The organism is Candidatus Omnitrophota bacterium, from assembly GCA_028715415.1.
In the GTDB taxonomy this organism is placed as follows: domain Bacteria; phylum Omnitrophota; class Gorgyraeia; order Gygaellales; family Profunditerraquicolaceae; genus JAQURX01.
Map to the genome: position 1 here is coordinate 63,894 of JAQURX010000003.1, position 25,902 is coordinate 89,795.

Below are 25,902 nucleotides of genomic sequence, written 5' to 3' on the forward strand. Positions count from 1 at the left end.
AATAAATTATGAAGAATAAGATTTTGATGAGCGGAAATGAAGCAATTGCCGAAGGAGCAATCAAGGCAGGCTGCAGGTTTTATGCCGGATATCCGATTACTCCGCAGAATGAATTGATTGCTTACATGTCTTCCAGGATGCCAGAAGTAAAAGGCGTATTTATTCAAGCAGAGTCAGAATTGGCTGCGATAAATATGGTTTATGGCGCTTCAGCTGCAGGCGTAAGAGCGATGACTTCTTCATCAAGTCCGGGTGTTAGCCTTAAGCAAGAAGGAATTTCCTATATTGCAGGAGCTGAATTGCCGGCAGTAATTGTAAATGTGATGCGCGGCGGGCCGGGCCTTGGAAATATTGCTCCAGCTCAGTCGGATTATTTTCAGGCAACTAGAGGAGGAGGCCATGGTGATTATCGCTCTATTGTAATTGCTCCTTCTGCTGTGCAAGAAGCTTTTGATTTGATGTTCTTGGGATTTGGCCTTGCTGATAAATACCGAAATCCTGTTATTGTTTTGACAGATGGCATGCTTGGCCAGATGATGGAACCTATAAAAGTTGCAAGTTGCAAGTTTCAAGTTTCAAGTAAAAAGCCTTGGGCGCTTACTGGTTGCGCAGGTAGAAAACCGAATATTGTGAAATCATTCTTTTTAGCAGAAGGCGCTTTAGAGATTGCTAATTTAAAGCTTCAGGAAAAATATAAAACGATTCAAGAAAAAGAACAGCGTTTTGAGGGATTATTCCTGGATGATGCAAATATCATTTTGGTTGCATACGGATCAATGGCGCGCGTTGCAAAAGGCGCGGTAGGCGCATTGCGTAGGAATGGTAAAAAAGTCGGGCTTATCCGCCCAATTACTTTATGGCCTTTTCCAAGTAAGGTTTTTAAGAGTATCTGCCAAAGAAATAAGAAGTCAAAAGTTCTAGTTATAGAAATGTCTTATGGCCAGATGATTGAAGATGTTTTGCTGTCAGTTAACGGTAAGCTTCCGGTTGAATTTATTGGTAAATCTGGAGGAGGAATTCCTTCAGAGGAAGATATAATAAATAAGATAAAATTATTATAAATGGAAAAAATATATAGACGTCCCGAATCACTATACGATACCTCGACTCATTATTGCCCCGGTTGCGGGCACAGCACTGTGCATAAAATCATCGCTGAAGTCGTTGATGAATTAGGTATACGTAAAAAAGTTATTGGAATTGCTCCGGTTGGCTGTGCGGTGGTTGCTTATAATTACTGGAATTTTGATTGCTCGGAAGCTGCTCACGGAAGGGCGCTTGCTGTGGCAACAGCAATTAAGAGAGTAAGGCCAAACAATATAGTTTTTACTTATCAGGGGGATGGAGATTTAGCTGCAATTGGGACAAACGAAACAATACATGCAGCGAACAGAGGAGAAAACCTCACTGTAATTTTTATTAACAATGCGATTTATGGCATGACCGGAGGCCAGATGGCCCCTACCACGCTTTTAAATCAAAAAACCGCAACTACTCCTCTTGGCAGGGATGCTAAGTTTCAAGGTTATCCCTTAAAAATTTCCGAGATGCTGGCAGTTTTGCCGGCGGTAAAATATATTGAAAGAGTGTCTTTGCAATCGGTTCCGGAAACTATTAAGGCGAAGAAAGCTATAAAACAGGCTTTTATTAATCAGGTTGATGGGGTTGGATTTTCTTTGGTTGAAGTGTTGTCTCCCTGTCCAACATATTGGGGGATGAATCCCGTGGATTCGCTAAAATGGATTAAAGATGTGATGGCTAAAGAATTTCCATTAGGGAGAATTAAATAAAACATGATAGAGCGGATCATTATTGCAGGTTCCGGCGGGCAAGGAGTCATGCTTTTGGGTAAAGTCTTAGTTTCATCCGCTATGAAGGAAGGAAAATTTGTTACATGGCTTCCCGCTTATGGTCCGGAAGTGCGAGGAGGAGCGGCTCATTGTATGGTAGTAATTTCTGATAGTGAAATCGGCTCGCCTTTTGTGGATAAAGCAGATAGTTTGATTATCATGAATAGCCAGTCACTGGATAAATTTAAGAATCGCCTTAAAGAAAACGGCATTATGATTTTGAACAACTCTTTGGCGGATATAAATATTAAGAAAAGCCTTGTTATAAAATATCCTTTTACTGATATTGCTCAGGATTTGGGAAATATCAAAGTTGCGAATATGGTAGCTTTGGGTTGTTTTCTGGCCCACAAGAAAATAGCAGGTTTAAAAAGCGTATTTTCAACAATTGTTGAATTTGCCCCTGCCGGAAAAAAAGAACTCATTGAGGTAAACAAAAAAGCAATACTGAAAGGAATGGAACTTAAAAAATGATAAGAGTACGTTTTGCCCCAAGCCCTACAGGATATTTGCATATCGGCGGCGGCCGCACCGCTTTATTTAATTGGATTTATGCCCAGGCTCAGGGTGGCAAGTTTGTTTTAAGGATTGAAGATACGGATAAATTACGTTCAAAACAAGAATACGTTGATGAAATTCTCTTTAGCCTAAAATGGCTCGGCTTCAACTGGGATGAGATTTATTATCAAAGCCAGAGATTTGATCTTTACAGAGAATATGCCCAAAAACTTCTTCAAGAAGGGAAGGCTTATATTGAAAAATCTCCCGAGGGGAAAGAGGCGATTATCTACAAAGTCAACCCTCAAAAGATTCAGGTAAACGATTTGATCCGCGGCCAGATTGAATTTGATTCGTCAGTTATTAAAGATCAGGTTTTGATTAAATCAGACGGGACGGCTACTTATAATTTTGCCTGTGTTGTTGATGACGCAACTATGAATATTACTCATATTATAAGAGGGGATGACCATATCTCAAATACCCCAAAACAGCTGCTTATATACGAGGCCTTAGGTTTTAAAATTCCCGAATTTGCGCATTTACCTCTAATCATGGGCATGGAGGGAGGAAGGCTTTCCAAGAGAACCGGGGCAACGGCAATATCCGATTACCGCAAGATGGGGTATTTATCCGAAGCCTTGGTAAACTATCTTTTGCTTTTAAGCTGGGCGCCGGGAGGAAACAGGGAAGTAATTGATATTAATGAAGCAATTAAGCTGTTTGATATTAAAAATGTAAATAAGACGGCCGCAACATTTGATTTAAAGAAGCTTGATTGGATGAATAATCAGTATCTTAAGAATAAGGATCCCCTTAAACTTTTTGACGAGATATTCCCTGCGTTGGTTGAGAAAAAATATATTGATAAAGATAATTTTGATAAAGATTACGTTGTTTCTCTGATAAAATTATTTCAAGGCAGGCTTACCACTATAAATGATTTTGTTGATTGGTCGGATTTCTTTTTTGTTAAAGATATTGTAATGGATGAGGCAGCGCGGGAAAAGCACTTATCGAAGGACTTATCAAAAGAATTTAAGCTTTTCTCAGACAAGCTGGATGCTTTAGGAGAATTTAATATAACAAACATAGAAACTGTTTTCCGTGATGTGTTGAAGGATTTAAATTTGGAGTCAAAAGCTTTAATCCATCCGGTCAGGGTTGCCTTAACCGGAAAAACTATTGGACCTGGCCTTTTTGAAGTGATATATTATCTAGGTAAAGAGCGTACAAAGACAAGGCTTTCACGTTTTATCAAATAACGAAGGAGCAGCTATGAATTTTAAAAGGCTTTTGTTTCTTGTTTCTTTTGTTTTTGTTTCTCTTCTTGCCGGATGTGAAACTTCAAAAGGCGTAGCTGTCGGAGTAGCAGGAACCGCGGTTGGCGCAGTGGAAGACACCAAGAATACGTATAGTTTTCTAGAGCGGGTTGACAACTGGATGAGAAAGAATATGTGGTAGTTTTGTAATATCGTGAAGAACAAGGTATTCTTTTTGGTACTTTTAAGTTTTTTAATTCGCGGCTTATTCGCAGTTTATTACCTTAATTTTGATACACACTATTCGAAAAGCTACGGGACAAAACCCTTTCTAAGCGGCAAAAGCAAGATTGATGAAGTTGTTATAAACTACGATAAATACAATTCCACTGCCTACAATATTGTTTTTTCCGGAGGAATGCTTGATAAAACAGAGCATTTCCTTTATCACCCGCCTCTTTATTCGTTCTTTTTGGCATTTTCTTATTTTTTCTTTGGTTACAATATTCTTTCTTTTATCATTCCTCAAATTTTGCTCGCCTCATTTAATTCTGCTTTGGTATTTATTCTTACATTCCGAATATTTAGGAATGAAAAGGTTTCTTTTATTGCTGCATTAATGTATGCATTAAACCCCTACTTTGTATTAAATTCAGTGCTTCTTTTATCAGAAACTCTTTACTCATTCCTACTGCTTTGCGTGTTTATTATTTGTTCAAAAATCGCTTTTCCTCCCAGCCAGAAGAATAATTTTTTATCCGGAATATTTTTGGGCTTAACTGCTTTATGCCGCACAGTAGTATTGGTTTTTATACCTTTTGTATTTATCTGGCTTATATCAGTATTGAGAAAAAGAGCTAAAGCTATCATTATTTCTTCCAGTGTTATCTTTTTGGCGTTTTTGTTAGTATATGGCTCTTGGTTAGTGAGAAACTATTTTACATATGGCCGCTTTGCTTCTTCAATAGGGTATGATTCTGCGCTTGAAGAAAACTCTCTGCAATTGTATAAGCAGCATGTAGAAGGTACTTTAGAATATGGGAAACAAAGGCAGATTTTCTTTAATTGGGTAGCAAATAATAAGCAACTTTATCTTAAGAATTCCGCTAAACGTTTTGTAACCTTTTTCTTTAAGCCTTATTCTGTGGATGATATAACGAAAAGAAATAAGATAATTGCATTTTTTGTGTTCCTTCTAATATTCCCTTTGGGCTATCTGGGGCTATTTAGGCAAATAATGATTAATAATAGGATATCTTGGCTTATTTTCTTTTATTGCCTTTCTACCGCTTTCTTGCATGTTATGACTTCTATCTCTGCGCTTGAGAATATGCGTTATCGCCTACCGATAATGCTTTGTCTTATCCCGTTTGCCGCAAATGAACTATATTTGGCTATAAAATCCGCCAAGAGAAAGTTTTCTTAAAAACAAATATTTTTAGATTTCCGTCGATAATATTTATTTTACCTCTACTTGAAATCGCATTAATATGTGTTATACTTTCTGTAGAAAAAAGGTTCGGGCGAGGGGAAAACTACCAGCGGGCAGGCAATGCCCAGCTTAAAACAAACAAAAATTAAATTTACCCCTTGCCCTTTTTGTTGTCCCTTCCGGTTATTTGCAATAATCCAGTAATTATAAGCTCTTGCAAAAAAAACCTCTAAGATATATAATTCTTTAAGGTTAGGTGTCTGCTAAATCAAGAATTTCATTAATTTTTGCAGAGTTGTGCCTTATTCTGCCGTTTCTGATGGCAGATGGAAGAGGACGAACCGATGCTTAAAGGAGGTTAAAGATGTTGGTCAAAAATCTAATGACATCAAATGTAATTACTATAACCCCGGATTCATCTATAAAAGAAGTGGGAAGGATTCTAAAAGAGAAAAGGATAAGCGGAATTCCAGTTGTTGATAATGACGGAGAGCTTGTTGGGATTATAACGCTTACGGATTTATTCAAGATATTGGGCCAGATTTATCATTGGAGAAAAGTTGAGTCTGTAGCCCCTGAATTGAGAATTAGCGAAATGTTTGAGAAAGAAAAAGAAGAGGCCAAAGTAGCAAGTTACATGACCAAAGCAGTATTTACTGTTGAAGAAGAGGAGCCTATTGAGGCGGTAATGGATCTTATGTTTGAAAGAAATGTTCATACAATCCCTGTTACAAGAAAAGGTAAATTAGTTGGAGTCATTGGACAGAGAGATTTGATATATAGCTGTTTTTGATAAGTAGGAATAAAGAAATTTATACATTTTCCTGTCGTCTAATCAAGCGAGCTTGATTTTGCAACAGTTTGCGAGCGCAGTCCTCGCTTGCCCTGATATCAAGAAATAGGCAAGCAAGGATGGTAGGAATAAAGAAATTTATACATTGCCCTGTCGTCTAATTGGTAGGACTTCAGATTCTGGATACGATATTGGCTGAAATCATAACATATTGAAATCATTGTAACTCTAATCTCCATGAATAACTTGCGGAGATTTTTTGTTTTTAGGTCTTTTAATGTTCTTTAACCATTTATAATATTCCATAGTCATTTTTTAGACACTGGGTAGGGTGTTTTTTCGCACAATCGGTAATTTTCGCATAAATAGTCCTACTAATCCTATCTATGAGTAAGTGATATAATACTAGAAATGAATAATTCCAGTCCCAAAACGAAACACCATTTTGTACCAGTTTTTTATCTCAAAGGGTTTGTTAATTCAAACGGTTCACTGTGGGTGTATGACAAAAATGACAAAGGCTTATTTGAATCATCACCGGAAGGGATAGCCTATGAAAAACACTACTTTTCTTTTACAAATCTGCAAGGAGAGAAGGATTCAGAGACAGTAGAGAATGCCATGAGCGAATTGGAAGGAAAATTTGCAGGTGTTGTTAAAAAAATACTTAATTGCAAAGAGTTATCCGAAAAAGATAATTTAGATTTTGCGTTATTTGTTTCTTCTATGATGGTAAGAGTGCCCAATATGAAGGAAAACATTCGAGAGTCAACAGGTGAAGTAATAAAGCGAACGAGTCTTTTTATTGCATCAAATAAAGAAAATTTTGAGAAAATGATAGAAAATTATGAGAAAAATACAGGGAAAAAGATTAGTATGACGCCTGAAGAGTTACGTCAATGGATGCTTAATGAAAATAATTATACAGTAAATGTTGACCATCAATATGCGATTGGGATGGCACTATCTTTACTAGATAGTTTTGCGAGAATATTTTTTAATATGAAGTGGCGTTTTATAAAGGCAACAAACGACTATAAGTTTATGACAGGAGATAATCCACTGAGATATTTTGACCCGACTCATAATCCGCATTCTTTTTATGGCGTAGGTTTAGCTAATAAGAACATAGAAGTAACCATTCCATTATCAAAAGACATGGCTGCTTTTGGGTCATGGGAACGTAGTGAAGGATATTTTCAAGGTAGCAATCAACATGTCAAACATATAAATAGAATGACTGTGATTGCGTCACGCAGGTTTGTATTTGCACATAATAAATCAGAAATTATAGATAAATTTGTAAAAAAATATAAAGGGAGTCATCTAGTGATTAAAGTTGGATGAAGGAGGGTATTATTAAAAGATAAATTATTGACTCTAGAGTTGTCTTAATTCCTAAAATGTGAATTTCCGGTTGCTATTTAACGCTTGTAATTTTGATTCTAAATATTAGTTGGTTAAATATCAATAACATGGCAATAAATACCTTGAGTAGTATCCTCAAATCGTATCCCAAAATTCTCCATAAAACAAATCATTAAATTAACTCCGTCAGACAAATCAGTATTGTTTTCATTAAATTTTTTCCGATAATAATTTAATAAATTTAAAGTTTTATTATTAACAAATCTTGATTTTAGTAAGAATCGTTCGAATCTTTTAAATTTTGGATAGTGGTCAATGTAGGAATATGAATGAACTATTGCTTTAGAAACTTCATCAAAATTACACTCAGTATTATTTAAGAATTGGTTTATTTGACCATGAACTCGAAATTTTCCAATCTCAAGCTTAATTTTATCGTAATGTTTTGAATCGGCAATCAATGGTTTTATCAATAGTTTTAATTCTGTTCTATTACCATGTTTATGTTTTGTAGATGTTTGAGGGAATAGGTTATCTACTATTTCAAAAGATTTTCTATTTGCATAGTATTCATCAAATAAAATGTATAGATTAAGTAAGTATGTTTTAACAGAATGCACATTCTTTTCTAAGGCAGGAAATCGTTGTTTATTAATGGCATGTATCAATTCGTGGAGATAAAATTGTAGCCGCTTAAGATTATCATACGTTTCGGTATATAATAGTCCTGAAAAAACTAGGTATATACCTCTAACGGTAATGATAGTTTTTGCTACAGCACGATGGTTTTCCCTTGTCGATTTGTAATGGATTGTATTCTGAATCTCGTTAACTTTATTATCAAAGTTTTCGGGGACAATAATACAGATTACTTGAGTAGGGGGGGTAAGATTTGAACAAACAGTTTTAATAATTTCCAATTCTTGTTTAATCAATTCTTTCTGTTCAGCAGTTCCTATTTCAACAATAATTTCCATAACATAAATTTATCACAAATATGAATATTATCTAGATTTAATATGGGTTTATTTTCTGGGAAACCATTTAGTAATTTCTTGGTTCTATTAAAAATTAATTAATTGGAACAGGGGAACGTCTAATGCTTGGGCGATTCTTTCGATGGTTTCAAGCTTCCAATTAGGAGGATTTGTACATTAAGTTATTAGCCCGCATTTGAGCTATTTTAATACAAACAAAACGATTTAATTACAAAATATCGTGTTAGATTTTTCCAATTCCTTCGTCTATTGTTAGTAGGGGGTGGCGAAGATGAAACCTACCAAGAAGCTAGTCCAAGAAACAAAGGCTATAATCCGGTTGTATCAATTCCTGCGATATGATTGTGGCCTTAAATATGCTGATAAGCTTTCCGCGAAGGATTTAAAACACCTATTAAACGTACTGAAAATCAGAGATAAAAGTTGATTCTATTTATAAGATGATATAAAATGTTAATATGGATTTAGTCCAGAAGCTAGACACTTACCGGTTAGAGCATAAGATCTCCCAGCAGGCACTTGCAAAGCTTTTGGGAGTTTCTTTTGTTACGGTGAATAGGTGGTTTAATAGAAAGACTGAGCCAAACAAGATACAAAGTTATCACATAGAGAAATTATTGTCAAAAAATAATAGGTAAACATGAACGAAGAAATCTTGGAATTAAAAAAGGAAATAGAGAGGTTAAAGAAGGCGGTAAAAGAACAGCGCTATGGCTTAAATTGGATTGATGTTCCAGAGGCATTTGAAGATGATGTTGAAAACAAATTGCCTATTTTAAAAGAAGCAGAAGGCAATGAAATTATAAATAATGATACCAAGCCCACCCACATTTTAATTGAAGGCGACAACTACCACGCTCTTACCTGCTTGAATTATACACATAGAGAAAAGATAGACTTTATTTATATTGATCCGCCATACAATACTGGGAATGATGGTTTTGTATACAAAGATAAAAGGATACTGGATAGATATCCAGACGGGAGTCCAGTTCCTAAGGATAACCCGTTTCGGCATAGTTATTGGCTTTCGTTTATGAAAAAGCGCCTAGAACTAGCAAAAACACTCTTAAAAGAAACAGGAGTGATTTTTATCAGTATTGACAATAATGAAATTTCCCAACTTAAACTTTTGTGTGACGAAATATTTGGAGAAGATAACTTTGAGTCCTTTATCTGGAAAAAGAAGGGAGGCGCAGGGAATACAGAAAGAATAATAGGAAATCTTACTGAGTATATTTTGTGTTATTTTAAAAATAAAAAACCAGGCATTTTTAATTATAGAACTATCGAAAGGGTATACAAGCATAAAGATGGGAAAGGGCCTTATAACTTAGAAGGTATTGAAAAAACTAACCTTGGTGGCTATGAAAGAAAAACGATGCAGTTCCCAATTGTTGATCCAAAGACTAAAAAGAAATTTTTCCCTGGGACAAATATGAGATGGACTATCGGCGAAAAGAACGCTAAGAAAGCCATAGAACAAGGAAGAATTTATTTTGATTATAAGAAAAGTAAAGTTTATATAATAAAGAGACCTAAGGATTATGAGGAATCAGAAAATGTATTTTATAATTTATTGTTAGACGCCGGTAGTCTAGCTACAGCGAAAGATGAACTGTATGATTTCTTTGGAAATAGAGAAATTTTTGATACTCCCAAGCCAACATCTTTAATTAGGCAGCTATTAGAGATAGCATCTTCAAAGAATCATATAGTCTTAGATTTTTTTGCGGGGAGCGGTACTACAGCGCAGGCCGTCTTAGAATTAAATGAAGTAGATAATGGGGAGAGGCAGTTTATCGTATGTACTGATAATGAGAATAATATTTGCCAAAAAATATGCTATCCAAGAATTAAGAAGGTTATTAATGGCTATCTAAATCCAGATGGCGAAAAAGTAAAAGGTTTGGGGAATTCACTAAAATATTATAAGACTAATTTTATTGGCAAACATAATATCAAAAGAGTGATAGATGAAGACAAAGTAGAATTAGCGTATCATGCGGGTGAGTTATTAGCAGTGGCAGAGAATACACTTTATAAAGTATCAAAAAATAGGCATTATCAATTCTTTAAAACAAAGAGTAATGCTAATGAACATTATACTGGTGTCTACTTTAGAGAAGAGTTGAACAAGTTCGATGAGTTTGTCAAAAGGGTAGAAAAACTTAAGAGTTTAGTTACTGTTTACGTTTTTAGTTGGGGACAAGGTGAATTTATTGATGAATTTTCTCACTGTAATAACGTTACTGTAAAAAATATACCGCTACCAATATTGGCAATATACAAAGAAATTTACAATCTTCATTAAACTATGTTTAATCCACTTAATTTTCAAGAAGAGGCAGTAGAAGATCTATTATCGAGAATTTTGCTCATTTGGAATAGGGAAGATCGACAAATGCCGTTGGTATTTAAATCTCCTACGGGAAGCGGTAAGACTTTTATGTTAGCACATTGCATTCGTGGACTAAATCATTTACCTAATTGGGATTACGATAAAGCTTTCGTTTGGATTACGTTTAGTGATGATCTTGCAATGCAAAGTAAATATAAATTTGAAAAGTACTTCGAGAATACTTTAGAAAACAGATTATTAACAGTAGATGATATCAATCAGGGGAAGTTGTACAAAAACGATATTCTATTCCTCAATTGGCAAAAAGTGGTTTCAAGAAAGGCGGAAGATAGGGTTTTGAGGCGTCCCGAAGAAGAAATAATGCGGAAAGAGACAGGGGTGTATTTTGAAGATTTTATTGATGCCACCCATTCTGATAACCGAGAAATAATTCTTATTATTGATGAGGCCCATACTCATGTAACAAAAGATTTGGCACAACAAATTATTGATTATATAGATCCACGTATAATTATACATGTAACAGCAACTCCAGATCAAGAAATTGAACTTTTGGCATACAGGATAAATAGTTTTGTTGAAGTGCCTCGGGATAAAGTAGTAGAAGAGGGTTTAATTAAAGAGAAGATAGTCATTCAAACTAATGAAGAGTTAAGAAAACATAAGGGTGAAGATTTAGATAAAGTACTGCTTGATTTGGGATTTGATAAAAGAAGTAATTTAAGAAAACAATTTGAAAAATTAAGCAAAAACGTAAACCCTTTGATGTTGATTCAGTTACCTAATGATGATAAAGAATTGCGGGAGCGGAAAGAAAAGACTAAAGAGGAAATCGTGCTTGAATATTTAAAAGAAAAAGGAGTGCACGAGAATCAGATTGCTTTATGGTTTGACAGCCATAGAAAGAATCTCGATTTTATTAGTGATAATAATAGCAGTATAGATTTTATGCTTTTTAAGCAGGCTGCAGGAACTGGTTGGGATTGTCCTCGGGCCCATGTGTTGGTAATGTTTAGAGAAATAACCTCTCCTACTTTCTACGTACAAACAGTTGGTAGAATTTTGAGAATGCCTGAGCCTGATAAAAAAGGAGACTATAAAAATAGCCCAGAGTTGCGAACAGGTTTCTTATTTACTAATTACCGAAGAGAAGAAGTAGTAATTCCAGACCAGTCTAATAAAAACAAGCCATGTATTCATCGTGCACTTTTGAAGGTTAAGTTTAAGAATTCTGTCAAGGATCTTAAATTAGAATCCGCATTTATTTCTCGTATTGATTATGGAGATATTGCTTATTCATCTGAATTCCAGCTTAGTTTTATTAAAACAATGAATAAGTATTTTTATATCTCACAGAAAGATTTCCTATCTGAAAAACAACAAAAACTTGGAGTACCACTAACCCCTAGATTAAATAATAGTTTAGTAGTAAATGCAGAGTTTAGGGATTTTGATAATATGTCGATGGATTTTAAGAAGAAAGGAACTGATATAGATTTTGAAATATCCCAGAATGATATAGAAAAACTTTTCAACTATTTGATATACCACATACTCAAAGAGCAGACAGACGAAGATGCTAAGATCTCAAATATTGCTAGATCCTGGAGTCCTCTTAAATCAGCCATTCGTATTTGGCTTAAAGATATTTTTGGAGAAGAGAGCAATTTTTACTATCGAGTATTTATTAGCGATATTATGGAGGGAGCAGGTAGTAAATTTAAACCAGCCATTACTCAAGCATTAAAAGATTACAGGCCAATCCTAAATAAAATTTTAGAAAAACGTCGAGAACAAGAGCAGGAAAAAGAGAGATTAATGTTTACTATTCAAGATGAATATCTATTTACAGAAGATTACGAAGAAATAGACCAAGATCTGTGTGTTTTGGAACAGTGTTTTATCAAAAAAGATTATGCTGGAAGAGAAAATGAACAAAAATTCATTAAATATATAGATTCAAAATCAAAATATCTTTCTTGGTGGTTTAAAAATGGTGATATTGGCAAAGATTATTTTTCTTTAAGATATTTCAATACTGCAGAGCAAAAGGAAAGGCTTTTTTATCCAGATTGGATAATTAAGTTAAAAGATGGTAGGGTTGGAATATTTGATACAAAGGCGGGAAGAACGCTTAATACAGAAGGACGTGCGAGTGGGTTAGCAGAGAAAATAAAAGAATTGGGCAAAAATTATATTGGCGGAATAGTTAAGTTTGCGAATGGCATTTTCTATTACTGTAATTCTTTAGAATATAATGATCAAACGGAATCGAATAATAAATGGATTAGATTAGAGGAAGTATTTGAGAAATGAGTAAGATCATATTTGATAAAGCATATATTTTTGGTAAAAACAAGCTAATCTTTAAAAAAGGGAGTAAGGCTGAGAATGACTATTTAATATGGCATAATAAGGTTCAGATTACAGACCTTTTTTTATTCAATGAATTATTTAAACGAATATCTCTAGAGCAAGAAGCAAAGGATTTCCTGGATTTATTCTGCGGCTATAGAAATATTAAATTTAATAATGATAGTATAATATGCAATCCATCTCCATTAGATGTAGATGATTTATATAAGTATTGCGTTGGTTCTAAATTAAATACTGAACAACAGGAATTACTGTTTGTGTGTATTTTGAGATGTGACATTGATAATATATGTTATCCTCCTCCTAAATTAAATGGTTGTATTAGAATTTTTGTTCAGGTTTTATTATTATTTACTTATAAATTTAAATGGATAATGTATTATTTGGAAGATAAGGTAGCTGAAGATTTAGATGTATTTGTTTATAAAATAGGATTTCCAAGGAATCGTTATGATGTAGATAAAACTACCTTTCTTGCAATTTATCGAAAATATATAGAAAACAAAAAGACTAGAAAATAAATTTTCCTTCTAAGAATTTCCCCGAAAAAGTGGACACAATGAAAAGTCGGTGATAGGGGATACTAAGGACATTGGGGGGGGAGATGAGCCAGCGTAGAAAACAAAATTATCAGTTTGTCCAAAAATTCCAGAGTAGACTTTCGGAGGAAGGATTAATCTATATTAAACTAATTACTCTTAAATACCTGAAGAATCATGAGTTTGTAACTAACTGTATTTTGAGAAGAATCGCCAACGTTACTTATGATCAAGCAATTGTATTTTATAACGAGATGCTAAAGCGAAAAGTTCTTAAGAGAATTGGCAAAGGGAGTGTAACCCGATACATCTTGAGAACGAAGAAGTCAATACTACTAAAGACATTAAGGAAGAAATGAATAAAAAACAATTATCCGCTATTAACACAAAGAAAAAATACAATTGGATTAGGCCCAAAAAAAAGAGGTTTTGTGCTGATGTTCGAGAAAATCCTACTGCTTGGATTTTAGCAGCGGTAGCATTGATATCTTTATACCTTACATATAGCAATGTTGAATTAGTTAATAGACCATTCGTGGGTATAGAACGGGTTGCTTGGCTAGAAATGCAAAATACAGATTGGTTTGAATCTTGGTTCAAAATAAAGAATTATGGTAATAAACCAGCACTGGATTATTCTGTAGTTAATTTTAGAGTTATAGTTATGAGTTTAAATAAAGACCTGCTTAAAGAAAAACTAAAGAATGATAATAAACAATTGTTAGAGCAGTACCTTAATGAATATTTTCTAGACTTAAGGAATAAAGTATGTCGTGAGACTACTAATTTGTTGGCAGATTATTTTTATAAGTTTCCAAATGCTACTCAATCTGAAGTCGTCAGTTTTTTAGATTCGTGGAGTAAGAAATTGTCCAGAGATAATATTCTAAAATATAACGGAAAATTGCTTGTAGGAAAGATAGAAGTTAATAATGATATGTTCGACTATTTTTTAAGAAACTCACAGCTTATTTATCCAAATGAAGACAATCTAATGGAGACATTAAAAACGCAAATGGGAAGTGGTGGGATATCAGGAGTAAGAAATGGAGACAATTTCATTATTATATATTGGGCTATCAAATATAAAGGGCTAACCAATAAATTTTTAACCCCCTGGATTCCTAAGATGTATTCTACATATTATATTGGTTATAATTCTGAATCGCAAACTAGAGAATTACAAGAGTTTAGGAGTTGGAGTAACGTTAAATAAATGGCCAAACAAGAAAAAATCGACCAATGGTCTAAGCTTTATTGTAAGCAGATATATGATGATTGCAGATAAATTTTTTAATGATACAATTTCAAGATTTCCTGTTTTAGAAGAAGGGGGAAGTTTTTATGAGATGGCAGTAAATCTTCTTAATAACAACTTTAAGGTTGAGGCATGTCTTTTGATACTTGCTACATGGAATTTTGCTTATTTTCGTTATGTTGTAAAAGAACTCGATATTAATAGCTTTAGGAGAGCCCTTGAAGCCATTACTCCCGAGTTTTATAATATCCAAAATGAGGAATTAAGGAGTATCGATTTTAAAAAACAAGGTAATGATATTGAAAAAATATATAATACTTTATCTTCATTTTCTGCAATTAAAGCCACAGGTGCTTCAAAAATTATGCATCTCTATAACAGAAAACTATTTATTATGTGGGACCGCTATATCCGAGGGGAAAAGCCTAAAAAGCATTATCAAGAGCTCGAAATATACAAAAATAGCTATATGGTTTATAAAAAGTATAATACCGATGGCAAAGGCTATATTCAATTTTTACAAGATATGTCAAAGCTTTTTTACAATGTAACTTTTAAGGATAATGGGAAAACTTTTGCTAAAGCAATAGACGAATTCAATTATGTTAGTATAACAATTCCATACCAAGGATTAGAAAAAAAGTTAAAAAAGAAGAAAAAGAAATAAAGGTAGACATTTAACAATTAAAATTTTAACAGCTCGGCAGGTTTTACCTTTAACGCTTTAGCAAGTTTTTCAATAGTATCAATCTTTAAAGCAGGTGGATTTTTTCCTTCGATACGTTGCAAGTACTTATAATCAATTTGAGCTAACTCAGAAAGTTTCTCCTGAGTAAGACCTAGCTTCAATCTCAATTCTTTAATTCTCTTACCCAATTTTAGTCTTATATTAGTCTCCATACACCGTATTATGCCACGGTGAATTATCTCTTGACACCTAACTATAGTAGGGTGTATAATAATTCAATAATTAACCGTTGTTTATGACAGTTGGAGGTAAAAAGTGAAAAAACTATTATTGTTAATGATTCTGTTGGCAACTTCTGTAACTATGAATGCATCGGCATCTGACTTTAATATTGTTAAATTAACAGATAACGATGTCAATGATAAATTTCCTGATATATACGAAGATAATGTGGTATGGCAGCATTGGGATAAAGTAAGAAGCAACTATGAGATTTATTTAAATAGTATTGAGGTAACTAACAATAAAAAAGATGATACTATGCCCGTGATTTTTGGTAGCAATATCGCATGGACAGGCATGGATCAGCAGTATCCTTATTATCGCAGAATATATAAAAATGGTGTACCTATAACCAATCCCGGAGATATTATAGGAAATCCAGTTATGAATAGTGGTAATGTTGTGTGGTCTTCAACTTACGATATCTTTCTCAATGGTACAAAAATTACTAATTCAAATAACGAATATAATTTAAATCCATCTATTTATGGGAATAATATTGTTTGGACGAATCGTTCTCTCGCTAAGCCAGAGTCAGGAGCAGAAATATATTTTAATGGCGCAAATATATCAAATAATGATACTGCTGATGACCACCCAGATATTTTTGAGAGCAATATTGTATGGCAGAGCTGGGATAATGCAAATAATTGTTGGCAGATTTACAAGAATGGTAATCTTGTCACTAGTGGGAATAATAATAAAGTGGCCCCTAAAATATATGGGGAAGATATAGTTTGGATGGAAAATGACGGGAATCATTGGCAGATTGTTTATAACGGAAAGTATCTTACCGCAGGTGATTATGATAACTATTCACCGGAAATCTACGGGGATAAGATTGTATGGATGCAGTTTGATGGCAATGACTATGAGATATATAAAGCGACAGTTACTCCTGAGCCCGCTTCATTTTTACTCTTTGGTATGGGTGGTTTGATAATTAGAATCTTAAAAAGAAGAAAAAAAGTATAAGTATTCGTAACTTTATTAGGGCATGTTATTTTATTGTATTTGGGATAATAACGCATATTTGGAATATTAATGACGCTTATGCTGCTTCTTGTTAGGTTGTCAACTAACAATGCTAATTTTATTATTTTATTGAAAAATTAAGAGATATTTGATAGGCATTTCTAAGTTTGTTCGCCGCAATCATTCCTGTGTTATTAAAAATAGCATTTTTCTCCGTGCGATAATCTCGCTAGTTAGACGTAAAATCTAGTCAAAAGTCTTATATCATCTGTAAACTCCCCTAATTTTTCAAGAAAAACAGTTTTTATCTTGAAAAAGCCTTAAATAGACCACATTTATTGGATTTAGAGTATAAAAGACATAGATATGCAGTCGTATTGAATGGCATGACTTAGATTTATAAGCTAAATTATACCCATCTCGCCATTAAAAAATATGATATAATTAATTATCTTAAGAAGGATAAATGGTTAAGATTTGTTTTTATTATGTAAGGAAAAACTATGTGCACCAATTTTGAATTAAGACAGCTGTTAAAATGGGGAGCAGTAAAGTATGTTTATGTGAATAAAGAGAATAAATTCTTCTTATTCAATAGCCCAGGAAAGAAAATTATGAGTAAGCATGCTGTAGCTACTTCTGCAGGGGAATATCAAGAGCATATAAGTTATCACTGTGCTATATTTACTGGGAGTAAAATAATCTATCCTTACGATAAGAAAGCGATTCGTTATTTTCTTGATGCATATGGAAAGAAAATTATAGCATCTCCCGAATTCTTGATAAATAACGTTATGAATGCCGACTTAGTAATTAACTCTCCCAAGTATCTCAAGCCTATAAAGGATTTACTGAGGCAGATAGGTGTACTTAAAGAAACTAGGGGTAAAATTAAGAAAACTGATGAGACTACTAAGATACTTAGAGCTTTTATAGTTAAAGAGTTTAAGGGTATTCAAAAAAAGAGACCTTTACCCATAAACATATTATCCGATAGATTAACAAAGAAAGTGGATTCGATGTTTCCGGATGATTCAGAAACTGCAGAAAAATATTACTGGAGCTTTGCCACCATCAGGAGGATTATAAAAGATTGCAACAAAAAATAATTTTTTTCACGCAAAACTAATTTTCTTGGCTTAGCGTAAAAATACCCAACATTTAGTAAAATGAAACCTGTGTTCAAAAGACACAGGTTTTTTATTTGTTCAACATTTTATATCAAGGAGGAATGCGATGGAAAGTAAGAGAAGTCTAGAAAATCTTAGAGACTGCGTAAGGTACTATTACGAAAACGGAGCAGAGAGAGGAAGCGAATTTAAGAAAATGAGACACGCAATAATTGTTGAGCTTAAGAGGCTCAATTATGAATCAACGGAAATAAAGGGGATGCTATTAGCATGGAATAAAAAATGCGAGAAAGTATTGCCTTATAAAGAACAAAAAAGACAGTTATTAGACTACATTGATTGGGTAGACAAGAAAGAGACAAAAGGCAAGACCATGAAAGTCGGTTGTCGGGCTTTAAAGGACTATTGCATAGGAGAAGATAGGTGTTTGTTCAATAAGCAAAGAGTCTATTTGGGTAGAAAAGCTACAGAGGATCCGCCTTTTAAGATAGATGAATTAGTAAAGTTTTTGGAAACAAGATACAAAGGAACAAATGGCTACGTTATGTATTTAATCACAAAAAACCTAAGACAATACCAAATGAAAAAAGGTTTAGGTGAAGTAATCTTTATTGGACATAAAAGTATCTCGGATTTAATAAGAGATAATGATGGACATACTATAGAGATAATGGCAATAAACAGAAGAATAAAAGATTTAATCAGTGAGGGCATTATAGAGATAGTTGTCAAAGGGAAAAAAGGAAGTTTTTCAGTTGAGGCTAATGGATACAGATTCTTACCCTGGAAGCCCCCATCTGAGTATGCATCTCATGAACAAACGGATTCAATTTAATACATATGTATAACATTTATATTATTGAAGGAGATTAGAAATGCGAAGTAAAACTTTATTGTATGGTGTAAATTTTAAGTGTAGACAGTGTGTCGGAAAATGCAAGCAATGGCAACAAATAATAATTGTTTATTGTCCAATGTTTGAATCAATCTTGGCTGATAAGTCAGATGGTCTACCATCTGAGCACGAGAAATTAGTAGCAGAGCTTCAAGGTAAAAGAAATTTAGTGAAGACAAGTACTAACTCTATCTTTTTTACAGATATAGGTTCTAAGCATAAGAAAGAGATAAAGCATCGTTTTAAGGAGTAACTATTTAAAATGATTGTTAAAAGATTTTTAAATGTGGAGGAATTGGCAGAATACTTAGGATTTGCTGTAGGTACTCTCTATGTATGGGTATGCCGTAAAAAGATTCCATACTTAAAAATAGGTAGGACAGTTAAGTTTGATTTACAAGAAATCGAGAATTGGCTTAAAGATAAAAGAATAAGGGAATTATCTTGACTTTCTATATGGTTATGTAACCATCCAAGGAATAAAGCAGAAGTCAATAACTTGAAGAAATTAATAGGAGAATAGTATGGGTATTTATTTAAGAAAAGATAACTGGTATATAGATTATTATGCAAATGGCATACGTAAGCGTGAAAAGATAGGTACTAGTAAGAAGCTTGCTGAAACTGTATTACAAAAGCGTAAAGTTCAGGTTGCAGAAGGTAAGTTTCTAGATATAAAACGAGAAAAGAAGATAAAATTTGACGATTTTGCTAATGAGTATTTAGAGGTTTATTCTAAGCCTAATAATAGGTCATGGAAAGCAGATTTGCATAATCTTAACAGGTTGAAATCATTTTTTGATGGAGTATGCCTTCATGAAATTACACCTTTACTAGTTGAAAGATTCAAGGTAGAGAGGGTAAAAGAAGTGAAGCCCGCTACAGTAAATAGAGCTTTAGCAAGATTAAAATCAATCTTCAATAAAGCTATTGCTTGGGGTAAGTTTAATGGCGTGAATCCAGTTAATAGTGTAAAATTCTTTCCAGAGGATAATCAGAGAACTCGTTATCTTGAAAAAGAAGAAATTATAAAGTTTTTTGAGTATTGCAGTGGGAATATAAAGCCTATAGTCATAGTTGCTCTAAACACAGGAATGAGAAAAGGGGAGATACTCAATCTTAAATGGCACGATATTGATTTCAAAAGAGACATAATTTATCTTTTAAAGACTAAGAACAATAGCAAAAGAGAAATACCAATGAATGAGGCAGCAAAGACGGCTTTAATCAAAGTTAAGAAGCATGTTGATAGCCCGTATATATTCTGTGGTAAAGACGGTAGACCCTTACAAAACATAAGAAAATCATTCTTTACAGCACTAGAAAAGGCAGGTATAATTAACTTTCGATTCCATGATTTGAGACATACCTTTGCTTCTCAGCTAGTAATGTCTGGAGTAGATTTAAACACGGTTAGGGAGCTTTTAGGTCATAAGTCTCTAGAAATGACTTTGAGATACAGCCACCTATCTCCTGACCATAAGAAGCGAGCAGTTGATGTTTTAGGCGAGCGGATAGACACTTTTTGGTCACCAGAGGTTAATGAAGCAAAAGTGCCAGAAAACACCAGGCTCGCAACAGTCTTAACTACATAAAGTTATAATGATTTTGCCCTGTCGTCTAATTGGTAGGACTTCAGATTCTGGATCTGACTATCATGGTTCGATTCCATGCGGGGCAGCCAAAGTTAATACTTGAGCTGTTCTTGTAGATGTGGTTCGTCCCTGTTGAGCCTTCGGCTCAACAGGGATTAATTCGCGGGCGCTTTACTACAACTTATGTCGCTCGCTTCGCTCGTTCCATAAGTTGTCCGCTCATTAAATTCCATGCGGGGCAGCCAAAGTTTAGTAAACGAGTTTTATTTTGAGCTCTGTAACAGAATATGTTGCAGAGCTTTTTATTTACAACTTTAAAATGGAAGTGGTATAATTAAACAAATGAAAATTAGACGAAAGATAATTAGTTTTTTCACAGCCCTTTGTTTATTCACTAGTTTCTGCTCTATCTTAGACGCCAAAGCAGCAGAAATAAAGGGGATTAAGGTAGTTACTTCATTCTATCCTGTTTATATTTTGGCTAAAAATGTTGCAAGGGATGTTCCAGGGGTTTTAGTTCAAAATTTCACTCCGCCAATGACAGGTTGCCTTCATGACTATACAGTATCAACCAATGATATGAGGAAATTAGCTGATGCGCAGGTTTTTGTTGCTAATGGCGCAGGGGCGGAGTCTTTTTTGGATAAAATTGTAAACGGCTACCCTAATCTTAAAATTGTAGATTTATCTAAGGATATACCATTGATTAAAGGTTTAAGCGGGGAATATAATTCCCATGTTTGGGTGAGCATATCTAATTCAATAAGCCAAGCAAAAATTTTAGGCAAGGCCTTGGGAGAATTTGACCCGGCTCATAAAGAGCTTTACGATAAAAACACAATTGAGTATGTTGCAAAGCTTGAAGTGTTACGTGAAAAGATGCATTCTGAATTAGCGGAATTTAAGGCAAGAGCGATAATTACATTCCACGAAGCATTCCCTTATTTCTCCGAAGAGTTCGGTTTTAACATTATTGCTGTTGTAGAAAGGGAGCCCGGAAGCGAACCAAGTGCCAAGGAACTTGCTGATACGATAGAGATAGTAAGAAAGCATAATGTTGTTCCATTGTTTGTGGAACCGCAGTATCCAGCTTCCGTTGCCAAAACTATTGCAAAAGAAACCAAGGCTTCAATTTATATCCTTGATCCGGTTGTTATCGGCCCCGATGATTATGATGCCTATTTAGATATTATGGAAAATAACTTAAAGATTTTAAAACAAGCTTTACGATAGATAATAAATGGAGAAAGGCTTTGGCAAGAACCTGTGAACATTGCTGTACGAAGATAGATAATTTAACCGTTAGGTTTGGCAGCAATACTATTTTAGATAAGGTCAATCTTCATGTTAATTGCGGTGAAGTTATTGGAGTAGTCGGGCCGAACGGCGCCGGTAAAACCACTCTTCTAAGGACAATGCTTGGAGAGATCCCATATCAAGGCAATATAGCTTTCCGGATAGAAGGGAGAATTTCTAAAAAGCCGAAAATCGGCTATGTCCCCCAAAAATTGCAATTTGATATTAGTTCTCCCATTAGCGTTGCGGATGTTGTGGCCGCAGCGGTTAGTTTTCATCCAATCTGGACGGGGATAAGCAAGGATTTGTTAAGGAAAGTAGAAGGTGTTTTGTCTTTATTCTCTGCACAGCATTTATTAACTAGGAAATTAAGCGAACTTTCTGGAGGAGAACTGCAACGTGTATTGCTTGCTATGGCTATGACTCCCTCCCCCCAGCTTTTACTTTTGGATGAGCCTGCTAGCGGCGTAGATGCCAAGGGTTTATCTCTTTTTTACCAGATAGTAGACGACCTTAGAAAGAAACATGATATTGCGGTAATTTTAGTCACGCATGATTTAGGAGGGATTTCTTCTTATATTGACAGGCTTATTCTTCTTAATCATTCTGTTATCGCGGAAGGAGAGCCAAAAGAAGTTCTTTCCAATGAGAAGCTGATAAAAGCATTTGGCCCTGCGCTTTGGAATATCTCTTGCCTTCCCATAACAAATGGGACACCAAACCATCCGATAGGTTTGGGTGGCCGGATTCCAGAATCTTCAGAAGGCGGTAAACATGGCAGCCATTGAGGCTTGGTATAGAATAACGGATATGCTCCCTTTTAGCTGGCCGCATTATGCTTTTATGAATAATGCGCTTCTGGCTGTTTTATTGGTTACTCCATTATTCGCGATATTAGGAACGATGGTAGTAAATAACCGCATGGTTTTCTTTACCGACGTATTGGGGCATTCCGCTCTTACCGGAATTGCTATAGGCGTACTTTTTGGCCTGCAAAACCCGACATTCCCAATGATAATTCTGGCAGTGGTTCTAGCGGTTGCTATAAACCTTTTAAAGAATATAACCAAGGCTTCTTTAGATACTATCTTAGGTGTTTTATTTGCTTTTATCGTTGCGCTTGGCATAGTTATTTTAAGCAGGCAGGGAGGATTTGTTAAGTATACAAATTATTTAATCGGAGATATCCTTACGGTAACGCCTAAAGAGATAGCTTGGTTTTTAGTGCTTGCACTGGTTGTTTTAGTTTATTGGTATGCGATAGGGAATGCCTTGGTATTAACAAGCGTAAATTCTTCTCTGGCCAGAAGCCGCATGATAAATACGTTTCTTATAGAGACCAGCTTCACAGTGCTTTTAGCGCTGGTTGTTATTATTTCAATAAAGCTCGTAGGTATTTTAATCATAAACTCACTTTTAGTCTTGCCAGCTGCTGCATCGCGGAATTTTACGCGTAATATTTATTCATATACAATATGGGCGGTAATAATAAGTGTTATTTCAGGTATTTCAGGATTAATCGCTTCGTATTATTGGGGCACTGCCTCTGGAGCTACCATTGTTCTTTTTGCCACAGTATGTTTTGGCATAACTGCAATATTGGGAAGGCGGCTTAACAAATAACTTGTTTTATTAAACATGACTGTGGATTCCGAACTTAAAATTAAGATAGTAAATAAGATTAAAGAAATTCCCCGCCAAGACTGGGAGAAGGTATTCCCTCGAGTTTTGGAAAACTATAATTTTTTCAAAACTCTTGATGATTCTAATTTCCCTCAATTCTCATTTTTCTATATTATGGTTTATGAAAAAGAAAAGCCTGTTGGAGCAACCAGTTGTTTTATCATGAATTTCCCCTTAGATATTGCTGTTGAAGGAGCTTTTAAAAAGACTTTGAATTTTATAAAGCGTTTTTCCCCTTCATTCTTAAGCCCTAAGATTTTGATTTGTGGGTTGCCAATGGGGCAGGGTAGAATTGGGATTGCAGGAGACCCTAAGAGAGTAATCCCCGCTATATGCAAAGGTATGGAGCAAATCGCCCAAAAAAAGAAAATCGGAATTATTGCTTTTAAAGATTTTGTTTCTGACTACAAAAAGATGCTTGATATATCATTGGATAGGGGCTTTTTAAAAATTCATTCTTTGCCATCAACCGATATGGACATTACCTTTTCAAGCTTTGACCACTATTTAAAATCTTTAAGTAGTGTTTCCCGCAGCGGATTGAAAAGAAAATTTAAAGAAATAGACGGCAAGGTAAAAATTGACCTGGAAATCAAGAATATCTTAGGGGATGATACGCTAAAAGAAGTGCACGCTCTCTATCTGCAGACTTATGAAAAACAGGATTTGGGGTTAGAAAAACTTACGGTTGATTTTTTCAGGAATGTTTCCAAGAATATGCCTGATGAAACTAAGTTTTTCCTCTGGAAGATGGATAATAAATTAGTGGCATTTGCTTTTTGCCTCGTGTCCGGAGAGTATTTTATTGATTACTATTTGGGGTTTGATTATTCAGTTGCCCATAAATACCATCTGTATTCTGTGCGATTCCGGGATTTGCTAAACTGGTGCATTCAAAACAAAATTAAGAAATATGAGATGGGGGTTACTTCGTATGAACCAAAAAGAAGGTTAGGCTTTAAGCTCTTTCCTCTATATATCTATGTTAAGCACCGTAATAAGTTTTTTAATCCAATCTTCAGGGCTTTCTCCCGCCTCTTACAGCCGGCAAATTTCCACCCGATATTTAAGGAATTAAAGAAAAGTTAGATTTTATTTTTTTTGGAAGATCGTAAAGGTTTGGTCATATTGCAGGTAATCTCTCCCGGGGATAAAAAGGAGGGATTTTATTCTTTGTGAGCAATCAAAGACTCTTGCTTCCCGGTAATGCCTGTTTAAAATCTCTGGCATTTGGTTTAATATTGTTAAGGCTTCAGAAGGTCTTAATACCAGCCAGTCAGGGTTAATTTCTGCGATGATTTTCGCCATTGAATCCTCCGGAAGCAATCTTTTTCTTGCAGCAATGACCTCATTAGAGGCGATTCCCGGGAAATCGAGCATTTTCAGCCCGGAAAAGAATCCAATGTAGCCTAATGGTTCAAGAAAAACAGTATCTTTATTTGATTTCGCGTGTTCTTTTAACCAGAGCCCGATTTGTTTGCGGCTCCCGGTTTCAATTATCTCTTGCTGCAGCCGTAATTGGTAAGAAGTTGCTAAAGTAAGAGATAGGTTGATGGATAATAAAATAAAGGCGGCAATATAGACGCTAAACACAATCTTTTTAGTAAAAGAGATAAGGCTTATTGCTTGTTGTAAAATTTGAGTAAGGACGAAAATACTTAGGAATATTACACTTGGAAGATACCAGGGGGCTATATAACTGGCTATATAACTAAGGTAAAAATGTGCGATCATTAAGGCAAAAGATACGGCCCGTCCTTCTTTCCGCGCAAAAGGAAGTATCCAGTAAAAAGCACAGGCAAGCGCAATCGGCCCGCTATAATTAATTGCCAGAAATCCAAAATCACCCAAAGGTATGAAAGTAAAATAACATGATTTAAGCCCAAGAAAAAACCGGGAAGTCAGTGCCTTATCAGCGAAAGAAAAGACATTTAAATTGTTCCAATGATTCAAACCTTTAGCTATTATTGTGTGAGGAATGGGCGAGCCGTAATAATGCCAAGTCCAGAGAAGCCATGGCAGATACAAGATTGTAACGATTGCCATGGCTTTTATGTAAGTTATGATTAGCCTTTTACGGGATTGTGCTTTCTCTATGACAGGGCTGAATAATAAATATCCAATTGCTAAACCAAAGATGTAGATAAATCCATCCGGCCTTGTATACATTAAGCCTGTCCAGGCAAGCCCAAGGTTTAAGGCGGGATGATGCGTCGGAACAGACATAATATAAATTATCCATGCTAGGAATATTATCATAAAAGCCGCTTCCATGCCGTTTATGCTAAAATCCAGGATAAAAGCATTTGTGCAAAACATGCCGATGAGGAATATGGCTGAGAATAAATATAACAGGCTTTGTTTAGCTATCCTTAATAATAAAACAGCAGTTAATCCAAGCAGGCAGCAGCCGATTAAACGGAAAATCCAGAGCACGAGCTCATCAGAAGAATTAAAAGTTATGAGATTCAGCAATGCTGGAAGCAAAGTTCCTATTGGAGAGGTAAAGGCGTGGATCTTTTCGCCCGGGGTATAGACGAGGCCGGATCCTTGGCTTAAATTCTTGCTGCAGCGGTAGGTGATATACCAGTCTTCCCAGGCGTGTTTTGTATAAATAGCAAA

28 protein-coding genes and 1 tRNA gene are annotated in these 25,902 nt (G+C 34.9%); 26 read left to right on the top strand and 3 right to left on the bottom strand.

Annotated features, from left to right (window positions below; translation table 11 throughout):
• Nucleotides 1-8: 8 nt before the first annotated feature.
• The 8 genes from PHO70_01475 to PHO70_01510 all read left to right on the top strand — a co-directional run bounded on the left by PHO70_01475 (nt 9) and on the right by PHO70_01510 (nt 7,182).
• Nucleotides 9-1,061 carry a 3-methyl-2-oxobutanoate dehydrogenase subunit VorB gene (locus PHO70_01475; protein ID MDD5431643.1) on the top strand — a complete coding sequence of 351 codons (1,053 nt, stop codon included), beginning with the start codon at nt 9-11 and terminating at the stop codon, nt 1,059-1,061.
• Nucleotides 1,062-1,790 (top strand): thiamine pyrophosphate-dependent enzyme, encoded by a 729-nt coding sequence (locus PHO70_01480; GenBank protein ID MDD5431644.1) that lies wholly within the window; start codon nt 1,062-1,064, stop codon nt 1,788-1,790.
• 3 nt (nt 1,791-1,793) lie between these two features.
• Nucleotides 1,794-2,324: a 2-oxoacid:acceptor oxidoreductase family protein gene (locus tag PHO70_01485; protein MDD5431645.1), complete on the top strand. Its 531-nt coding sequence runs from the start codon at nt 1,794-1,796 to the stop codon at nt 2,322-2,324.
• Nucleotides 2,321-3,613 carry a glutamate--tRNA ligase gene (gene gltX / locus PHO70_01490; GenBank protein ID MDD5431646.1) on the top strand — a complete coding sequence of 431 codons (1,293 nt, stop codon included), beginning with the start codon at nt 2,321-2,323 and terminating at the stop codon, nt 3,611-3,613. Before PHO70_01485 ends, gltX begins: the two co-directional genes overlap by 4 nt.
• A gap of 13 nt (nt 3,614-3,626) precedes the next feature.
• The gene (locus PHO70_01495; protein MDD5431647.1) at nt 3,627-3,812 is read left to right on the top strand and encodes a hypothetical protein; all 186 of its coding nucleotides are present in this window, start codon (nt 3,627-3,629) and stop codon (nt 3,810-3,812) included.
• 12 nt (nt 3,813-3,824) lie between these two features.
• Complete coding sequence (locus tag PHO70_01500; GenBank protein MDD5431648.1) at nt 3,825-5,036, top strand: glycosyltransferase family 39 protein; 1,212 nt, start codon at nt 3,825-3,827, stop codon at nt 5,034-5,036.
• Between the two features lie 370 nt (nt 5,037-5,406).
• Nucleotides 5,407-5,835 (top strand): CBS domain-containing protein, encoded by a 429-nt coding sequence (locus PHO70_01505; protein MDD5431649.1) that lies wholly within the window; start codon nt 5,407-5,409, stop codon nt 5,833-5,835.
• A gap of 411 nt (nt 5,836-6,246) precedes the next feature.
• Complete coding sequence (locus tag PHO70_01510; protein MDD5431650.1) at nt 6,247-7,182, top strand: DUF4238 domain-containing protein; 936 nt, start codon at nt 6,247-6,249, stop codon at nt 7,180-7,182.
• 113 nt (nt 7,183-7,295) lie between these two features.
• Here PHO70_01510 and PHO70_01515 read toward each other — a convergent pair whose 3' ends face one another.
• The gene (locus PHO70_01515) at nt 7,296-8,180 is read right to left on the bottom strand and encodes a hypothetical protein (GenBank protein MDD5431651.1); all 885 of its coding nucleotides are present in this window, start codon (nt 8,178-8,180) and stop codon (nt 7,296-7,298) included.
• 479 nt (nt 8,181-8,659) lie between these two features.
• Here PHO70_01515 and PHO70_01520 point away from each other — a divergent pair, with 479 nt between their 5' ends.
• The 6 genes from PHO70_01520 to PHO70_01545 all read left to right on the top strand — a co-directional run bounded on the left by PHO70_01520 (nt 8,660) and on the right by PHO70_01545 (nt 15,403).
• On the top strand, nt 8,660-8,839 hold the full coding sequence (locus PHO70_01520) for a helix-turn-helix transcriptional regulator (GenBank protein MDD5431652.1): 180 nt from the start codon (nt 8,660-8,662) through the stop codon (nt 8,837-8,839).
• A gap of 2 nt (nt 8,840-8,841) precedes the next feature.
• A complete protein-coding gene (locus tag PHO70_01525) occupies nt 8,842-10,515 on the top strand; it encodes a site-specific DNA-methyltransferase (GenBank protein ID MDD5431653.1) in 1,674 nt (557 codons plus the stop codon).
• Nucleotides 10,516-10,518: 3 nt separating this feature from the next.
• Entirely contained in the window at nt 10,519-12,879 is a 2,361-nt protein-coding gene (locus tag PHO70_01530) for a DEAD/DEAH box helicase family protein (protein MDD5431654.1), read from the top strand.
• The gene (locus tag PHO70_01535; protein ID MDD5431655.1) at nt 12,876-13,460 is read left to right on the top strand and encodes a hypothetical protein; all 585 of its coding nucleotides are present in this window, start codon (nt 12,876-12,878) and stop codon (nt 13,458-13,460) included. Before PHO70_01530 ends, PHO70_01535 begins: the two co-directional genes overlap by 4 nt.
• A 373-nt stretch (nt 13,461-13,833) precedes the next feature.
• The gene (locus tag PHO70_01540) at nt 13,834-14,694 is read left to right on the top strand and encodes a hypothetical protein (protein ID MDD5431656.1); all 861 of its coding nucleotides are present in this window, start codon (nt 13,834-13,836) and stop codon (nt 14,692-14,694) included.
• Nucleotides 14,695-14,749: 55 nt separating this feature from the next.
• Nucleotides 14,750-15,403: a hypothetical protein gene (locus PHO70_01545; GenBank protein ID MDD5431657.1), complete on the top strand. Its 654-nt coding sequence runs from the start codon at nt 14,750-14,752 to the stop codon at nt 15,401-15,403.
• A gap of 17 nt (nt 15,404-15,420) precedes the next feature.
• Here PHO70_01545 and PHO70_01550 read toward each other — a convergent pair whose 3' ends face one another.
• The gene (locus PHO70_01550) at nt 15,421-15,636 is read right to left on the bottom strand and encodes a helix-turn-helix transcriptional regulator (protein MDD5431658.1); all 216 of its coding nucleotides are present in this window, start codon (nt 15,634-15,636) and stop codon (nt 15,421-15,423) included.
• Nucleotides 15,637-15,787: 151 nt separating this feature from the next.
• Here PHO70_01550 and PHO70_01555 point away from each other — a divergent pair, with 151 nt between their 5' ends.
• The 11 genes from PHO70_01555 (at nt 15,788) to PHO70_01605 (ending at nt 24,369) form a co-directional block, all read left to right on the top strand.
• A complete protein-coding gene (locus tag PHO70_01555) occupies nt 15,788-16,681 on the top strand; it encodes a PEP-CTERM sorting domain-containing protein (protein MDD5431659.1) in 894 nt (297 codons plus the stop codon).
• 503 nt (nt 16,682-17,184) lie between these two features.
• Entirely contained in the window at nt 17,185-17,790 is a 606-nt protein-coding gene (locus PHO70_01560; protein MDD5431660.1) for a hypothetical protein, read from the top strand.
• A gap of 127 nt (nt 17,791-17,917) precedes the next feature.
• Nucleotides 17,918-18,646 (top strand): hypothetical protein, encoded by a 729-nt coding sequence (locus tag PHO70_01565; GenBank protein MDD5431661.1) that lies wholly within the window; start codon nt 17,918-17,920, stop codon nt 18,644-18,646.
• Nucleotides 18,647-18,686: 40 nt separating this feature from the next.
• Nucleotides 18,687-18,959 (top strand): hypothetical protein, encoded by a 273-nt coding sequence (locus PHO70_01570; protein ID MDD5431662.1) that lies wholly within the window; start codon nt 18,687-18,689, stop codon nt 18,957-18,959.
• Nucleotides 18,960-18,968: 9 nt separating this feature from the next.
• A complete protein-coding gene (locus tag PHO70_01575) occupies nt 18,969-19,154 on the top strand; it encodes a helix-turn-helix domain-containing protein (protein MDD5431663.1) in 186 nt (61 codons plus the stop codon).
• 76 nt (nt 19,155-19,230) lie between these two features.
• Nucleotides 19,231-20,301: a site-specific integrase gene (locus tag PHO70_01580; GenBank protein ID MDD5431664.1), complete on the top strand. Its 1,071-nt coding sequence runs from the start codon at nt 19,231-19,233 to the stop codon at nt 20,299-20,301.
• Between the two features lie 14 nt (nt 20,302-20,315).
• A tRNA-Gln gene (locus PHO70_01585) sits at nt 20,316-20,390 on the top strand.
• Between the two features lie 253 nt (nt 20,391-20,643).
• A complete protein-coding gene (locus PHO70_01590) occupies nt 20,644-21,534 on the top strand; it encodes a metal ABC transporter substrate-binding protein (protein MDD5431665.1) in 891 nt (296 codons plus the stop codon).
• A gap of 20 nt (nt 21,535-21,554) precedes the next feature.
• The gene (locus PHO70_01595; protein MDD5431666.1) at nt 21,555-22,385 is read left to right on the top strand and encodes a metal ABC transporter ATP-binding protein; all 831 of its coding nucleotides are present in this window, start codon (nt 21,555-21,557) and stop codon (nt 22,383-22,385) included.
• A complete protein-coding gene (locus PHO70_01600; protein ID MDD5431667.1) occupies nt 22,372-23,220 on the top strand; it encodes a metal ABC transporter permease in 849 nt (282 codons plus the stop codon). Before PHO70_01595 ends, PHO70_01600 begins: the two co-directional genes overlap by 14 nt.
• A 15-nt stretch (nt 23,221-23,235) precedes the next feature.
• Nucleotides 23,236-24,369 carry a GNAT family N-acetyltransferase gene (locus PHO70_01605; GenBank protein MDD5431668.1) on the top strand — a complete coding sequence of 378 codons (1,134 nt, stop codon included), beginning with the start codon at nt 23,236-23,238 and terminating at the stop codon, nt 24,367-24,369.
• Between the two features lie 3 nt (nt 24,370-24,372).
• Here the strand turns inward: PHO70_01605 and PHO70_01610 are convergent, their stop codons facing one another.
• The gene (locus tag PHO70_01610) at nt 24,373-25,599 is read right to left on the bottom strand and encodes a hypothetical protein (protein MDD5431669.1); all 1,227 of its coding nucleotides are present in this window, start codon (nt 25,597-25,599) and stop codon (nt 24,373-24,375) included.
• Between the two features lie 13 nt (nt 25,600-25,612).
• Here PHO70_01610 and PHO70_01615 point away from each other — a divergent pair, with 13 nt between their 5' ends.
• Nucleotides 25,613-25,816, top strand: a complete 204-nt coding sequence (locus tag PHO70_01615; GenBank protein MDD5431670.1) for a hypothetical protein — start codon at nt 25,613-25,615, stop codon at nt 25,814-25,816.
• The last annotated feature ends 86 nt before the right edge of the window (nt 25,817-25,902 follow it).